This is a genomic window from Faecalimicrobium dakarense (genome assembly GCF_000499525.1).
GTDB classification, from domain to species: domain Bacteria; phylum Bacillota; class Clostridia; order Peptostreptococcales; family Peptostreptococcaceae; genus Faecalimicrobium; species Faecalimicrobium dakarense.
In genome coordinates this window covers 1-15,769 of the sequence record NZ_HG529308.1, presented here as the reverse complement: position 1 = coordinate 15,769, position 15,769 = coordinate 1, and the positions used below count along the sequence as shown (strand labels likewise).

Here is a 15,769-nt window from a genome sequence, read left to right as displayed (position 1 = left end):
GTCTAAGTTATGAATGAAAAGGATTTAAAAGCATTAGTAGAACAATTAGTTGGCCAAATGGTTGGTCAAGTTGATACAGACGCTATAAAAGAGGTTGCAAACAAAGTTAGTGAAACTATGGTTGATAAAAACGCTTTTATAGATGATATAACAGAAGTAGATATAAAAAAGCAATTATTAGTTGAAAACCCAAAGGATAGAGAAGCTTACTTAGATATGAAAGCTAAAACTCCTGCAAGACTTGGAACAGGAAGATGTGGAGCTAGATATAAAACAGCTACAGCTTTAAGAGTAAGAGCAGACCATGCAGCAGCACAAGATTCAGTTTTCTCATATGTATCTGAAGAATTTATAAAAGAAAATAACTTATTTGAGGTAGAAACTTTATGTGCTCACAAAGATGAGTACTTAACAAGACCAGACCTTGGAAGAAGATTCTCAAAAGAAACTATAGATAAAATAAAAGCTAAATTTGGTACTAACCAAAAGGTATTATTAATGGCTGGTGATGGATTAAGTTCAGCAGCAATAGAAGCCAACTTAAAAGATATAGTACCATCTATAAAGCAAGGTTTAAAAATGTATGGAATAGATTCTAGTGAAATATTATTTGTTAAACATTGTAGAGTTGGGGCTATGGACCACTTAGGTGAAGAATTAAAAAGTGAAGTTATATGTATGTTAGTTGGAGAAAGACCAGGTCTTGTAACTGCAGAGTCAATGTCAGCATACATTGCATACAAACCATTTATAGGAATGGCAGAAGCTAAAAGAACAGTTATATCAAACATACACAAAGGTGGAACTACAGCAGTTGAAGCTGGAGCACATATAGCTGATTTAATAAAAACTATGTTAGAGAAAAAAGCTTCAGGTATAGATCTTAAATAATTCACATAGGAGGAAATTAAAAGATGAAAAATGATGCAATACGCCCTAATGTATTAGGAGTTAAGATAATTTCAAATATAAGTCCAGAAATGGCTAAAAAATTAGATTTACAACCACATCACAAAAGTTTAGGTTTAATAACAGCTGATTGTGATGATGTAACATACACTGCACTTGATGAAGCTACAAAAGCTGCTGAGGTAGATGTAGTTTATGCTAAGTCAATGTATGCTGGAGCTGCAAATGCTTCAACTAAACTTGCCGGTGAAGTTTTAGGTATAATAGCAGGACCAAGCCCAGCAGAGGTAAGAAGTGGATTAAATGCAGTTTTAGATTTCATGGAATATGGATCAACTTTCATAAGTGCTAATGATGATGACTCAATAGCATACTATGCACATTGTGTATCAAGAACAGGAACATATCTTTCTAAAGTAGCTGGAATAAGAGAAGGTGAAGCATTAGCTTACTTAGTAGCACCACCACTTGAAGCAATGTATGCTTTAGATGCAGCACTTAAAGCAGCAGATGTAGAGATGTGTGAATTATTTGAACCTCCTACTGAAACAAACTTTGGAGGAGCATTACTTACAGGTTCTCAATCAGCTTGTAAGGCAGCATGTGATGCTTTTGCAGAAGCGGTTAAAGCTGTAGCAGATAATCCAACAGGATTTTAAGGTTAATAAATGATTAATGCTTTAGGATTAGTTGAAACAATTGGTTATGTTGCTGCCATAGAAGGTTTAGATGTTTGTTTAAAATCTGCAAGTGTAGAAGTTGTTGGTATACAAAAAGTTGGACAAGGAATTGTAACAATTGAAGTAACCGGAGATGTTGGAGCAGTAAAATCAGCTGTTGAAGCAGCGGCATATGCTGTAGAGAGAATAGGTACTCTAAGAGCAACTCATGTTATACCAAGACTACACAATGATGTATATGAAACTATATTCAAAAAAGAAGAACCAGTCTTTGAAGAAAATACTCAAGTAGAAGTTCAAGAACAATCTATCGAAAAAGATGTTCAAATAGAAAATAACGAAAAAGTAGAAACTTCAAAGAATGAAAATATAGAAAAAATAGAAGAAATTAAAGAAACTATAGAGGTTAAAAAAGAGATACCTGAAGCTGATAGTGATAAAAGGGTAAGACCTAATTTATCAAAACTTAGCGTTAAGGAACTTAAAAACTTAGCAAAGTCATTAGGATCAAAGATGACTTATAAAGAATTAAATGCTTTAAAGAAAGAAGAATTAATATCTTTAGTTGATAAGTTTTATAGAGAGGATGAGTAAAAATGACACTTCTAGATAAAGATTTAGTATCTATACAAGAGGTTAGAACTCTTGTAAAAAGTGCTAAAATTGCACAACAAAAACTTCAATCTATGAGTCAAGAACAAATAGATAAAATAGTAAAGGCTATAGCTGATGCAGGATATGAAAATGCTGAAAAATTAGCTAAAATGGCAAATGAAGAAACTGGATTTGGTAAGTGGGAAGATAAAATAGTAAAAAATGTTTTCGCATCTAAAATGGTTTATGAAAACCTAAAAGATACAAAGACTGTTGGAATAATCGGTGAAGATAAAGAAAATAAAATAATAGAAATAGCAACACCAGTTGGAGTTGTGGCAGGTCTTATACCATCAACAAACCCAACATCAACTGTAATATATAAAGCAATGATATCTTTAAAAGCTGGAAACGCTATAGTTTTCTCACCACATCCAAATGCGAAGAAATGTATACTTGAAACTGTAGACATAATAAGAAAAGCAGCAATTAAAGAAGGTTGCCCAGCTGAAGCTATAGGATGTATAACTACACCTAGTATTCAAGGAACTAATGAGTTAATGAAGCACAAAGATACTTCATTAATACTAGCAACGGGTGGAGAAGCAATGGTTAAAGCTGCCTACTCTTCAGGAACTCCAGCTATAGGAGTTGGGCCTGGAAATGGACCAGCTTTCATAGATAAAACTGCTGATGTAGCTTTAGCAGTTAAAAGAATATTAGATTCTAAAACTTTTGATAATGGAACTATATGTGCATCAGAACAATCTATAGTAGTAGAAAAATCTATGGAAACTGCTGTTGTAAATGAATTAAAATCACAAGGAGCTTATCTTCTAAATGAAGAAGAAAGCAAAAAATTATCAAAATTCATAATGAGAGCTAATGGTACTATGAACCCACAAATAGTTGGTAAAAGCGTAGATACTATATGCAAGTTAGCTGATTTAACAAACGTTCCAAGTTCAGCTAGAGTACTAGTAGCTAGAGAAACTAAAGTAGGTCATGATGTAGCTTACTCAAGAGAAAAACTTACACCGATATTAGCTTTCTATGTTGAAGAAAATATAGACGCTGTAATGACTAGATGTAGAGAAATATTACTAAATGAAGGTGCAGGACATACTTTCTCAATGCATGCAAATAATGAAGAATTAGTAAAAACATTTGCATTACACATGCCAGTATCAAGAGTACTTGTAAATACTCCTTCAGCACTTGGAGGAATAGGTGGTTCAACTAATATGATACCAGCTTTAACATTAGGTTGTGGAGCAATAGGTGGAAGTTCAACATCAAATAATATAGGGCCACTTGATTTAATAAACATTAAAAAAGTTGCTTATGGAGTTAAAGAAGTAGAAGAATTAAGAGGAAGTAAAGCACAAACTTCAAACTTAAATATAGATTTAAGTGGTAAAGAAGAATTAATAGATATGTTAGTTAAAAGAATTATACAAGAATTAAGATAGTTAAAACTGTTTAAACAAAAAATTAAAATAAATTATAAATTATAAATTTTGGAGGTAATTATTATGGCAAACGCAAACGCATTAGGAATGATAGAAACTAAAGGATTAGTAGGAGCAATAGAAGCAGCAGATGCTATGGTTAAAGCAGCTAACGTTCAATTAGTAGGAAAAGAACAAGTTGGTGGAGGATTAGTTACAGTAATGGTAAGAGGAGATGTTGGTGCAGTTAAAGCAGCTACAGATGCAGGAGCAGCAGCTGCTGAAAGAGTTGGAGAATTAGTATCAGTACACGTTATACCAAGACCACACTTTGAAGTAGACGCTATATTACCAAAATACAGCGAAAAGTAGAAACAAAATATAAAGTAAATATGTGCTACCGATTTAGGTAGCACATTTTATACATCTGATTGGAGGTGTGAGGATATGGCTGTTTTAACAGAAAGTGAAGTTAGGAAACAAGTAGGTGGAAAAGAATTAACTGAATTTTATGTACAAAAAGGGCGAATAATAACTCCTTCAGCAAAATCTTATTTAAAAGATAGAAATATTGTATTAAAGTATGTTGATTCTTTAGATGAAATTCAAAAAGCTAATGAAAAAGAAGCTATAAAAGAAACTGAAAAAGAAAAAAATATAAATATGTTACAGTATTTGGAGCTAAGTTAGATGAAAAGCCTGAACATATGACTTCTTTAAGAGGCAACTTACTTGTTTTTAAAGATCATAAAACAATAGTTTTAAGAGGTAAGATAGACTCTCTAGAATCAAAGATTTTAGAAGCTCAAATCTTATGTCAAAAAAATGATATGAACAAGTTGCTCAAAGATCTCCAAGAGGTTTTAGACTTTGTAAGAAATATAATGAGATGTGAAGTTTTAGAAGAAAAGTTAGATGACTTTAAACTTTTAGGATTAACACCTAAAGAACTTAGAGAACAATCTCATTATCCTAAAAAGTACTTTGGTATAGGTCATGAATTCCCAAGTTATGAAATGGGGGAGATGGTAGTTGCCATAAACAGTATAAGAAGTCTTACAAGAGAAGCAGAACTTGCTGCATATGAAGCTTTTAAAGGTGAATATGGTCAAGTTGAAAGAGAAGATTTAATTAAAGCATTAAATAGATTATCCTCAGTATTTTGGATTATAATTTACAAAATTAGGACAAATAAGTATAAATAGTTGGAGGATATCATGGAAGATTTATTAGAAAGCATCGTGGATGAAGTTGTTAATAAAGTAAAAAAAGAAGCTTTTATAGAAGTTGAAGCATCAGGTAGACATATACATTTAAGTAGAAAAGATATAAATGCTTTATTTGGAGAAGGTTACAACCTGACAAAATTAAAAGATTTATCTCAACCTGGACAATATGCTTGTGCTGAAAGAGTTACAATAAGCGGACCTAAGGGAGAGTTAAAAAATGTTATAGTACTTGGACCTGAAAGAAAAGAAACTCAAGTCGAAGTATCTTTAACAGATTGTTCTTCATTAGGTCTAAAGGCACCTATAAAGCAAAGTGGAGATTTAGCTAATACTTTAGGTGTAACAGTATCTACTGACAAAGGAAGTATAACTTTAGAAAAAGGGCTTATGGCAGCTAAAAGACATGTTCATATGACACCAGATGATGCTAAGAAGTTTAATGTTTCTGATAATGAAGTAGTTCAAGTTAAAGTATTTGGACAAAGACCACTAATATTTGATGATGTTATTATCAGAGTAAACAAAAACTTTGAAACATTTATGCATATTGACTATGATGAGGCAAACGCTTGTGGTTTTTCTAAAGGGTGTTTAGCTAGGATAATAAAAAAATAACCTATAAGGCAGGTGCTATTTATGGATTATAATAAGCTGATAGATCTTATAGTTGATGAAATATATAAAAAGATTAATGACTCTAAAGTAAGTGAAGCTAAAAAATTACCTAAGTGTGTAGTTCTTTGGGAAAAAGATGAAAATAGATTTAATTCATTAAAGGATAATTTTGAAGTTTTAAGTTATGATGATAGCATTAAAGAATCAGAAATAGTTATAGTATCTAGACTTTGCTTAAGAGGTCTTTCTAACTTATCTATTGGAAATTCTACATCTAATGAAGAAAGATTCATACTTAAAATGCTTATGATGGGTAAAAAGGTTTATATAATGGAAGACGGACTTGAATATAAGCGATATAAATCTAGTGCACCAAAAGCACTATACAATAAATATATAGATTTCGAACAAGAACTTAAAAAGTTTGGTGTAAACGTTATAAAAGACGTATTCAATATATTAGATGAAAATAAAATCGTTTATAAAGAAGAAGTTAATAATTCAAATGAGACTATAATAGATAAAGCTATAGAGGCTACTGATGAAATTCTTGATTTAAGAACTAAAAAGCTTATATCAGAATCTGATTTAAGAAAGCCACAAATGAATGGAGTTAGCAAAATTTTAGTAGGTAAAAAAAGTATAGTTACTCCACTTGCTAATGATTTTATAAGAATACATCATTTAAAAGTAGATAGGGTATAAAGGAGGTATTCTTATGGAAATTGGAAAAGTAGTTGGCAATGTATGGGCAACAAGAAAAGATGAAAAGCTATGCGGACAAAAACTTTTAGTAGTTAAACTTTTAAAAGATAAAGAAACTTACAAAGATGGATTTTTAGTTGCAGCGGATAATGCTGGTGCTGGTAACGGCGACTTAGTATTAATAACAAAAGGATCTGCAGCTAGAGAATCTTTAGAGCATAAATCTGTTCCAGTTGATGCAACAATAATTGGTGTTATTGATTCACTAGAGGTTTGTGATGAGTAAAAGCATTGGTGCTATCGAGTTTAGAAGTATTGCAAAAGGTTTTGAAGTATCTAATGAAATAGTAAAAAAAGCCTCTGTTGAGATTTTGTATTTAAAAAGTATATGTCCTGGGAAATTTATTATAATCATAAGCGGAGATACTGGCGAAGTTAATACAGCTATAGACTATGGAATAAGCATTACAGATGGATTTATGGTAGATAGTTTTGTTATAAATGCTGTACATGAGAGTATAATAGATGGACTTAAAAATAAATACAAACATACTGAAAATATTAGCTCCATAGGGATTATGGAGACTAATAAAGTATGTGCAGGTTTAAAAGCATTAGATAAAACTTTAAAAAGTAGTGATGTAAATCTCATAAAACTACAACTTTCTTTTGCAATAGGTGGAAAACTTGTATATATAGTATCTGGAAGTTTAAGTAGCATAAATTATGGAATAGATGAAGCTAAAAATATATTAAAAGTTAAAGACATAGTATGCACATCAGTAATACCATCTGTAGATGAAAAAATAAGAAAAAATTTAATAGGGAGATAATAGCCATGAGTATAAATGAAATTATAATGTATATAATGGTAGCATTTATGGTATTAGGTGCTATAGACAAATGTATCGGAAACAAATTTGGGCTAGGAGAACAATTTGAAGAAGGTATTATGGCTATGGGTTCACTTGCAGTAGCAATGGTTGGAGTTATATGCTTAGCTCCAGTATTAGCAGATGTACTTAGACCTGTAGTAGTTCCTTTATTTGATATGCTAGGTGCAGACCCTGCCATGTTTGCAGGTTCTATATTAGCAAATGATATGGGTGGAGCACCACTTGCAGTGGAACTTGCGAAAGACCCTAATGCAGGTTTATTTGGTGGACTTATAGTAGGAGCTATGATGGGGCCTACTATAGTATTTATAATACCAGTGGCACTTGGAATAATCGAGAAAGAAGATCAAAAGTTCTTAGCAACAGGTATACTTGCAGGTATAATAACTATACCAGTAGGAGCTTTTGTAGGGGGATTAGTGGCCGGATTTGATGTAATGATGATTGTTAGAAACTTAGTACCAATAATAATCTTTGCAGTAATAATAGTAATTGGACTATTAAAGTTCGAAAATGCTATGATAAAAGGATTCACTTACTTTGGTAAAGGTGTTGTTATAGTTATAACTTTAGGACTTGCAGCAGGAATAGTTGAAGCTTTAACAGGAATGGTTGTAATACCAGGTATGAAACCAATCCATGAAGGTATAGCAATAGTTGGAGATATAGCAATAGTTTTAGCAGGAGCATTCCCTCTAGTATTTGTTATAACAAAGGTGTTTAATAAACCTTTAATGGCTTTAGGTAAATTATTAGGAATGAATGATATATCAGCAGCTGGATTAGTTGCAAGTTTAGCTAACTGTATACCTATGTTTGGTATGATGAAGGATATGGATAATAGAGGAAAGATAATAAACGTTGCATTTTCTGTATCAGCGGCTTTCGTATTCGGAGACCATCTAGGATTTACAGCTGGATTTAATCCAGAAATGATGACTCCTATGATAGTTGCAAAACTAGTTGGAGGAATAACTGCTGTAATAGTAGCTATGGCTTTAGCAAACAAAACACTTAAAAAGGAGAATGCTTAAAATGGATATGAAAAATATAGACAAAGGAATGTTAGAACAATTAGTAAGACAAATATTAGAAGAAAAAATAAATGGAAGCAAAGATAGTGTTGATTTTATAAGAAATAAAGACGTAAGTGGAATAACTTCTATAAAATTACCAACTGTAAAAGTAGATGAGTCAAACAGATTAGACACAGGAAATCCTAATGATGTAGTTTATACAAAAGACTTATTTAACTTAGAAGAAAGCCCAAGATTAGGTTGTGGAGTAATGGAAATGAAAGAAACAACATTTGACTGGACTTTAAACTATGATGAAATAGATTATGTTATAGAGGGAACATTAGATATAGTAATAGATGGTAGAACTGTATCAGCATCTGCTGGAGAATTAATACTTATACCTAAAGGAAGTAGTATACAATTTTCTGTTAAGGATTATGCAAGATTTATATATGTAACTTATCCAGCTGACTGGGCATCACAAAACTAGTCAGCAGAGATTATAAAATGAGGCTATCTCAAAATAGAGATTAGCCTTATTTTTTATTATTAAATACAATAACTTGACTAAACTAGCTAAGATGTTGTAGTGTATGAGTAGAGGTGAGGGTATGATTTTAGGAAAAATGTTGGACATAAAAAAGGGGGAAATTATAACAGTTATAGGGGCAGGAGGAAAAACATCTTTTATTAACTATTTTACAAAATATTATAAGGATAAATTTAAAGTTCTTTTAACCACAACTACTAAAATATATGTACCAACGGATGAATGTTACAAAGATATATATCTTACTGATAATAAAAATATGCTAGACATTTGCTCTAATAGTTTGCTAACAAATTGGTCAAATGGTATACAAGTTTTCGGTAAGTATATAAATGAAGAAAATAAAATAATAGGTTTAGATTTTAAAGAACTTGATTTAATAATTCCTAAATTTGACATTACCTTTATAGAAGGAGATGGTTCTAAGAAAAAGAAGCTGAAAGGTTGGAACAATCTAGAACCAGTAATTTATGAAAATACTACCCAAACTATAGGTGTAGTAGATATAACAGCTTTAGGTATGGATATAAATGAAGAGAATATTCATAGACTAAATGAATTTGAAAAACTAGTATATAAATCAGAAGGAACTATTAATATATCTGATATCAAAAATATCGTATTAAATCCTAATGGATTATTTAAATATGCAAGAGGTAAAAAGATACTTTTTATCAATAAAGTTGAAAATAAATATTATGAAACATCATCAAAAGAATTGATAAGGGAAATAGAAAAAGACAGTAGTGATATAAGTATTTTTTATGGCAGTATAAAGAAAAATGAATTTAAATGCTAAGGTAGAGGTAAAACATATGATAAATGCTATTATAATGGCATCAGGTTTATCAAAGCGAATGGGTGATAATAAGTTATTATTGGATTTTAAAGGGATACCTATGATAGAATATGCATTTATAGAAATAAATAAATGTTATTTTAATGAAGTAATAGTTGTAAGTCAATACGAAGAGATATTAAGCTTAAGTAAAAGATATAAATTTAAAGGTGTATATAATAAAGATGCTTATATAGGTCAAAGTGAGTCTATAAAACTAGGAATTTTAAATTCTTCAAAATGTGATGGCTACATGTTTTTTGTTGGAGATCAGCCATTTATTGAAAGTTTTTATATAAATAAAATAATAGATAAATTTAATGAAGATAAAAATTACATAATAATACCAATGTGTGGAAATAAAAAAGGTAATCCAGTAATATTTCCATATAATAAAAAAAATGAGTTATTAACATTAAAAGACGATGAAAAAGGCAAAAAAATAATAAATAAATCTTCAAAACTAAAATATATAAATGTAAGTGAAAATATGTTAATTGACATTGACAATAAAGTAGACTATGAAAAATTTAGAGGGGTGCTAAGATGAGAAAAATAAAAACAGTAGATGCAGTTGGACAAGTACTATGTCATGATATTACTAAAATAGTACCAGGTGAGTTTAAAGGAAGAGCTTTTAAGAAGGGGCATGTTGTTAGAGAAGAAGATATACCTGTATTATTATCTTTAGGGAAAGATAATTTATATGTATGGGAAAAAACTAAAGGTATGGTACACGAAAACGACGGTGCTATATTTTTAAAAGAAATATCAGCTGGAGAAAATTTAGAATTTAGTGAAATAAAAGAAGGTAAAATTGATTTTATATCATCTATTGATGGTATGCTAAAAATAGATGTTGATACTTTATTTAAATTAAACTGTATAGATGATATTATGATGTCAACACTTCATAATAATTTTGAAGTTAAAAAGGGAACTAAAGTAGCAGGCACAAGAGTAATACCTCTTCTTATAGAAGAAGAAAAACTGCAAGAAGCTAAAAATATAGTTGGAGCTAAAAAGATTGTAAATGTAGTACCATTTAAACCTAAAAAAGTAGGTATAGTTACAACTGGAAATGAAGTATACCATAAGAGAATAGTAGATAAATTTGGTCCAATTATAGAAAATAAGGTTGTTAAATATAATTGTGAGATTTTAGGACAGACTATATGCCCAGATGATAAAGAGATTATCAAAAAAGCTATAGAAAACTTTATAAATCAAGGAGCAGAACTTATATGCTGTACAGGTGGAATGAGTGTAGACCCAGATGATGTTACACCAACAGCTATAAAAGAAACTGGAGCTAGTTTAGTAACGTATGGTTCACCAATACTTCCAGGGGCTATGTTTTTATTAGCATATCATGGAGAAGTACCTATAATGGGAATACCAGGATGTGCAATGTATAATAAAACTACAGTATTTGATGTAATTTTACCTAGACTATTAATAGACGAAAAATTAACAAAAGCAGATATTGCAGCCTATGGTCATGGTGGTCTTTGCATGAACTGTGAGGTATGTACTTACCCTGCATGTAATTTTGCTAAAATATAGGTATTTTAATGGCTAGATTGGTTGACTAAAATAAGTATTTGTTATATCATAGATGATGTTGAATAATGGATAAATTAAACTTAAAGAAAGAAAGGAAATAACGCGAATGTTACAAGTTACAAATGTTGGACTTAGATTTGGTGATAAAGAGTTATTTAAAGATGTTAACTTAAAATTCACTAAAGGAAACTGCTACGGGATAATAGGTGCTAATGGTGCAGGAAAATCAACTTTCCTAAAAATATTAGCTGGAGATATAGAACCAAATACAGGAAGTGTATCTATAACAGATAAAGAAAGAATGTCAGTACTTAGACAGGACCACTTCAAATATGAAGAAGATACAGTTTTAAATGTTGTTATAATGGGACATGAAAGACTTTACTCAATAATGCAAGAAAAAGATGCATTATACATGAAAGAAGACTTCTCTGAAGAAGATGGTATAAAAGCTGCTGAACTTGAAGGTGAGTTTGCTGAACTTGACGGATGGGATGCAGAAACAAATGCAGAAAGAGTATTAATGGGGCTTGGTATAGGCAAAGAAATGCATTACAAGCAAATGAAAGAATTAACTGGTGGAGAAAAGGTTAAAGTGTTACTTGCACAAACATTATTTGGTAAGCCTGAAATACTAGTAATGGATGAGCCTACAAACCACTTAGACTTCCAATCAATAAACTGGTTAAATAACTTCATAATGGATTTAGAAGATTCTATCGTTATAATAGTATCGCATGATAGACATTTCTTAAACCAAATATGTACAAATATAGTTGACGTTGACTTTGGTAAAATACAAATGTACGTTGGTAACTATGACTTCTGGTATGAGTCAAGCCAATTAGCATTACAATTAGCTAAAGATCAAAACAAAAAAGCTGAAGAAAAGATAGCTCAATTAAAAGAGTTCATCGCAAGATTCAGTTCAAATGCTTCTAAAGCAAAACAAGCAACATCTAGAAAGAAACAATTAGATAAAATAGAACTAGAAGATATACAACCATCAAGAAGAAAATACCCATATGTAGGATTTACTCCAGAAAGAGAAATCGGAAATGAAGTATTAGAAGTTGAAGGATTAACTAAAACTGTTGATGGAGTTAAAGTTTTAGATAATGTATCTTTCAGATTAGATAGAGAAGATAAAGTAGCATTTATGGGAGACGAAATAGCTATAACTACTTTATTTAACATAATAATGGGAGAAGATACTGCAGATAGCGGAACTTTCAAGTGGGGAGTAACTACTTCTCAATCTTATCTTCCTAAAAATCATAACCAATATTTCGATGGAGTTGAATACTCATTAGTTGACTGGTTAAGACAATACTCAGAAGAAAAGAGTGAAAGTTTCATAAGAGGATTCTTAGGTAGAATGTTATTCTCTGGAGAAGAAGCTTTAAAACAAGCTCAAGTTTTATCTGGAGGAGAAAAAGTTAGATGTATGTTATCTAAGTTAATGTTATCTAACGCTAACTGTTTAGTTTTAGATGACCCGACAAACCACTTAGATTTAGAGTCTATAACTTCTGTAAATAAAGGTTTAGAAAAATTCTCAGGAGTGTTAATATTTAACTCTCATGACCACGAGATGATACAAACTCTTGCAAACAGAATAATAGAGATAACTCCTGGTGGAATAATGGATAGAAAAACTACTCTTGATGAGTATTTAGAGAATAAAGATATCCAAAAGCAATTAAAAGAAATGTACGGAGATACAAAGAAGTAATTGTTAATAATATAGAATAAATTTTGAATACATCTTTTGAATATATGATAACGCTCAATAAATGAGTGTGTGACTTTTTCATATATTTAGGAGGTGTATTTTTTTATGCAATTAAAAGATGCAACTGAACAATAAATAATTAATGGTATATAATGTATCATAGGTATCTCTACCTATAAATAATTAAGGAGTTGACATTATGGACAATAATTGGAATAAACTACATGCACTTTTAACATTTAATAGAGTTCCTTTCGCTACATTTAAGAAGAATGAAAACTATGTATTTGAGATAGGTAATAATACTATTAAATTTAATGATAATACCTTCATAATGAATAGATTTTATTGTAAAGATTTTAACGAATTATATGATTCAGTAGATTGCATGATAAGAGGATAATAGATAAGAAATCTTGTAGTAGAAGATACTGAATAATACTACATCAATGATATAATGTACGGAGATACAAATAAGTAATTTAGTGAGATGAATGTATATTTAATAAATTAAAACTTAATAATTAAGGTTTTGGAATACCTTTTATATTCGATAAGATGAAGAACGTTTATGTTCTACTTATTTAAATATAGGAGGTATTTTTTTTATGTAAACAGTAGGTGTAATAATAGAGTATATAGACGAATTAGAAATAATAAATACAAATAAAGAAACAATTAGAGCTTATAAAGATTCTTTGAATATACTTAACAAAAGTGAAAATAGGATGTGGCGACAAGATATTGTATAGGTTGTCACTAGGATATGTAAAGATTATAATCTATTTTATGATAAAAATATAACATTAAGTAACAAAATGGGGAAATATATCATACAATTCATTAAGCTACAAAAAATTATATAAGAGGTGAAGTTATGGAAACCTTAAAAGAAAAATCTTATCAAGGATATAATCATTATAAAAGATTTGGAAAGTCAGGTGCATCAAAAAGTGGCTCTAAGTCAAATGCATCAAAGAGTGGTTCTAAGTCGAGTGCATCAGTAAGTGGCTCTAATTCAAATGCTTCAGATAGTAGACCATTTAGTGAATAAAATATACTAATTTATGGATGGATATTATGGATAAACATTATAGCCCTGGTGATAATATTAATCAATACTCTATTATAAAAATAATAGGGGAAGGCAGATATGGTATTGCATATTTAGTTGAGGATTTAAACTTAAATAAATATGTATTAAAACAACTAAAAAATGATATGGTAGAAGCTAAAAGAAAAAAATTATTTTATGAAGAAGAACTATTAAAAAAATTAAACGATTATAGATTTCCTAAATTTATTGAGAAGTTTAACTATGAAAATAGTCAAATATATGTATTAGAATATATAGAAGGCAAGGACTTTGAAGTAATACTATCTGAAGAGGGATATGAGTTTACTAAAAAAGAAATTTACGATATTGCTGACCAACTAATAGAAATAGTTTATACCTTACAAAATGAAGGTATAGTTCATAGAGATATAAGAACTCCAAATATAATATTAGGTGAAAATAAGAAGTTAAAACTAATTGATTTTGGATTATCAAGATATATAGATGATAAAAGGTATGTAAAAGAAATAGATTATTGGTTTATTGCAGACTTTTTAATACATTTATATTACACATCTTTTTATAAAGAAGATATATTAGAGGAAAAACCTTGGTTTGAAGAACTTACTTTAAGTAAGGAAGAGTGTTTATTTTTAAAAAGACTAATGAGTATAGAAGAAAGTTATAAAAGTATAGATGAAATAAAGTGCAACCTTGAAGATATAAAGATTCTAGAAAAATATTAAACATATAGCTATGTTATAGCTATATGTTTAATATTTTTAAGTAATAAATAAATGGAGATGTATAATGTGTCAAATATAAATCAGATACTACAAATAGACATAAGTAGTTTTAGAGTAAATAAATACTCTAATAAACCATTTAGAGCTATAGGATTAATCGATGTTAAAATGGAATACACATATGGAATAGAGAGAGTAACATTAGCTTATTATAGATCATCAGGAACTAATGATGGTAAAATAAAAGGTCTATGGTACCCAATTGTAGGAATAAAGTTAAAAGAAGGAGAATTTAGTGAGTTTACAGAGTATATAAATCATGTTTTATCTAATACAACACTAGATAGTAGAGCAATAAAAGGATGGCTTTGTAAATCGGTTTTCTTTGGAGAATTAGATGATAGATCTAAAAAGCCTGGATTTTCAAATGATATACACTATAAAGCTCTTTTAACAATAGGAGAAACTTTACAAGCTTTATATGAAGGAGGTAAATATAATAGAATAAAATCTTTAGATAGCCAAGTATTAAACGATTTTATAACATCAACTAAAATTTATAAAGGAAATAAACATACCCAAAGAGAAAATTTTGAAAAATTTGTTCAAGATATATACAGTCAGTTTAAATAAAGAAGCTGTTGTAAAATAGTAAAGCTCTCATAGTGATTGGTGATTTGTAATAGATGTGAAAATTCGTTTAGCTCATGTGCATACATTGAAAATACGAGCTAAACGGATTTTTTTGCTTTGCAATAGCTCTACATTTTATGTATATGATTATGAATAATAAAATACACTAATTAGTGCCTATAAAACACCATAAAAAAGTTAATAATAATAGTTATATTGTAAATTATTGTTAGTTGATATGTTTTAATATGAAATGTATAATTTGAAACTAGGGGGTGAGTAGATTTATGAAGGGACAATCATTAGTGGGTATTACATATGAACTTATATTTCAGATATTTAATACATTAATTTTATTAGCAATATTAGTATTAATCGTATATGTTATATATTTTATTACATCTAGAGTTAAAAATAAGAATAAAGGCGAAAATAGAATTGTTGAATTAGAAAATAGAATAAAAGAACTAGAAGATAAAATAAATAATAATAAAATATAGATTTGTATCAATAAAAAAGACTAGACTATGATAAGTAACAGCTTAT

General features: G+C 29.6%; 22 protein-coding genes. All 22 read left to right on the top strand.

Annotation, left to right across the window (positions count from 1 at the left end):
* Positions 1 to 9: 9 nt before the first annotated feature.
* The 22 genes from eutC to BN899_RS07155 all read left to right on the top strand — a co-directional run bounded on the left by eutC (position 10) and on the right by BN899_RS07155 (position 15,723).
* Positions 10 to 891: an ethanolamine ammonia-lyase subunit EutC gene (eutC, locus tag BN899_RS07250; protein WP_042274182.1), complete on the top strand. Its 882-nt coding sequence runs from the start codon at positions 10 to 12 to the stop codon at positions 889 to 891.
* 23 nt (positions 892 to 914) lie between these two features.
* The gene (eutL, locus tag BN899_RS07245; protein WP_042274181.1) at positions 915 to 1,568 is read left to right on the top strand and encodes an ethanolamine utilization microcompartment protein EutL; all 654 of its coding nucleotides are present in this window, start codon (positions 915 to 917) and stop codon (positions 1,566 to 1,568) included.
* A gap of 9 nt (positions 1,569 to 1,577) precedes the next feature.
* Positions 1,578 to 2,183 carry a BMC domain-containing protein gene (locus tag BN899_RS20145; protein WP_052356719.1) on the top strand — a complete coding sequence of 202 codons (606 nt, stop codon included), beginning with the start codon at positions 1,578 to 1,580 and terminating at the stop codon, positions 2,181 to 2,183.
* A gap of 2 nt (positions 2,184 to 2,185) precedes the next feature.
* Positions 2,186 to 3,655: an acetaldehyde dehydrogenase (acetylating) gene (locus tag BN899_RS07235; RefSeq protein WP_052356718.1), complete on the top strand. Its 1,470-nt coding sequence runs from the start codon at positions 2,186 to 2,188 to the stop codon at positions 3,653 to 3,655.
* Positions 3,656 to 3,718: 63 nt separating this feature from the next.
* Positions 3,719 to 4,006, top strand: a complete 288-nt coding sequence (gene eutM / locus BN899_RS07230) for an ethanolamine utilization microcompartment protein EutM (protein ID WP_042274179.1) — start codon at positions 3,719 to 3,721, stop codon at positions 4,004 to 4,006.
* A gap of 75 nt (positions 4,007 to 4,081) precedes the next feature.
* Positions 4,082 to 4,324 (top strand): hypothetical protein, encoded by a 243-nt coding sequence (locus tag BN899_RS19705; RefSeq protein ID WP_242824115.1) that lies wholly within the window; start codon positions 4,082 to 4,084, stop codon positions 4,322 to 4,324.
* 17 nt (positions 4,325 to 4,341) lie between these two features.
* Positions 4,342 to 4,839, top strand: coding sequence for a hypothetical protein (locus BN899_RS07225; protein ID WP_242824114.1), 498 nt, complete (start codon positions 4,342 to 4,344; stop codon positions 4,837 to 4,839).
* A gap of 12 nt (positions 4,840 to 4,851) precedes the next feature.
* Positions 4,852 to 5,478 (top strand): ethanolamine utilization phosphate acetyltransferase EutD, encoded by a 627-nt coding sequence (gene eutD, locus BN899_RS07220; RefSeq protein ID WP_042274177.1) that lies wholly within the window; start codon positions 4,852 to 4,854, stop codon positions 5,476 to 5,478.
* Between the two features lie 21 nt (positions 5,479 to 5,499).
* Complete coding sequence (locus BN899_RS07215; RefSeq protein ID WP_042274176.1) at positions 5,500 to 6,183, top strand: TIGR02536 family ethanolamine utilization protein; 684 nt, start codon at positions 5,500 to 5,502, stop codon at positions 6,181 to 6,183.
* A gap of 13 nt (positions 6,184 to 6,196) precedes the next feature.
* Positions 6,197 to 6,469, top strand: coding sequence for a EutN/CcmL family microcompartment protein (locus tag BN899_RS07210; RefSeq protein WP_042274174.1), 273 nt, complete (start codon positions 6,197 to 6,199; stop codon positions 6,467 to 6,469).
* Positions 6,462 to 7,016, top strand: a complete 555-nt coding sequence (locus BN899_RS07205; protein WP_042274171.1) for a BMC domain-containing protein — start codon at positions 6,462 to 6,464, stop codon at positions 7,014 to 7,016. Before BN899_RS07210 ends, BN899_RS07205 begins: the two co-directional genes overlap by 8 nt.
* A 5-nt stretch (positions 7,017 to 7,021) precedes the next feature.
* Positions 7,022 to 8,113: an ethanolamine utilization protein EutH gene (gene eutH, locus BN899_RS07200; protein ID WP_042274169.1), complete on the top strand. Its 1,092-nt coding sequence runs from the start codon at positions 7,022 to 7,024 to the stop codon at positions 8,111 to 8,113.
* A 1-nt stretch (position 8,114) separates the two neighbouring features.
* On the top strand, positions 8,115 to 8,588 hold the full coding sequence (locus BN899_RS07195; protein WP_147568513.1) for a cupin domain-containing protein: 474 nt from the start codon (positions 8,115 to 8,117) through the stop codon (positions 8,586 to 8,588).
* 103 nt (positions 8,589 to 8,691) lie between these two features.
* Positions 8,692 to 9,447, top strand: coding sequence for a selenium cofactor biosynthesis protein YqeC (gene yqeC, locus BN899_RS07190; RefSeq protein WP_242824113.1), 756 nt, complete (start codon positions 8,692 to 8,694; stop codon positions 9,445 to 9,447).
* Between the two features lie 16 nt (positions 9,448 to 9,463).
* Positions 9,464 to 10,036 (top strand): molybdenum cofactor cytidylyltransferase, encoded by a 573-nt coding sequence (mocA, locus tag BN899_RS07185; protein ID WP_042274204.1) that lies wholly within the window; start codon positions 9,464 to 9,466, stop codon positions 10,034 to 10,036.
* Positions 10,033 to 11,052: a molybdopterin-binding protein gene (locus BN899_RS07180; protein ID WP_042274166.1), complete on the top strand. Its 1,020-nt coding sequence runs from the start codon at positions 10,033 to 10,035 to the stop codon at positions 11,050 to 11,052. The genes mocA and BN899_RS07180 overlap by 4 nt, the downstream gene beginning before the upstream one ends.
* A gap of 106 nt (positions 11,053 to 11,158) precedes the next feature.
* Positions 11,159 to 12,787 carry an ABC-F family ATP-binding cassette domain-containing protein gene (locus BN899_RS07175; RefSeq protein WP_042274165.1) on the top strand — a complete coding sequence of 543 codons (1,629 nt, stop codon included), beginning with the start codon at positions 11,159 to 11,161 and terminating at the stop codon, positions 12,785 to 12,787.
* A 199-nt stretch (positions 12,788 to 12,986) separates the two neighbouring features.
* Positions 12,987 to 13,190, top strand: coding sequence for a hypothetical protein (locus BN899_RS07170; protein ID WP_042274164.1), 204 nt, complete (start codon positions 12,987 to 12,989; stop codon positions 13,188 to 13,190).
* A 474-nt stretch (positions 13,191 to 13,664) separates the two neighbouring features.
* Positions 13,665 to 13,841 (top strand): hypothetical protein, encoded by a 177-nt coding sequence (locus BN899_RS18995; protein ID WP_154658888.1) that lies wholly within the window; start codon positions 13,665 to 13,667, stop codon positions 13,839 to 13,841.
* Positions 13,842 to 13,867: 26 nt separating this feature from the next.
* Positions 13,868 to 14,590: a protein kinase family protein gene (locus BN899_RS07165; protein WP_042274163.1), complete on the top strand. Its 723-nt coding sequence runs from the start codon at positions 13,868 to 13,870 to the stop codon at positions 14,588 to 14,590.
* A gap of 66 nt (positions 14,591 to 14,656) precedes the next feature.
* Complete coding sequence (locus BN899_RS07160; protein WP_042274162.1) at positions 14,657 to 15,223, top strand: hypothetical protein; 567 nt, start codon at positions 14,657 to 14,659, stop codon at positions 15,221 to 15,223.
* 287 nt (positions 15,224 to 15,510) lie between these two features.
* Entirely contained in the window at positions 15,511 to 15,723 is a 213-nt protein-coding gene (locus tag BN899_RS07155; protein ID WP_042274160.1) for a hypothetical protein, read from the top strand.
* Positions 15,724 to 15,769: the final 46 nt, after the last annotated feature.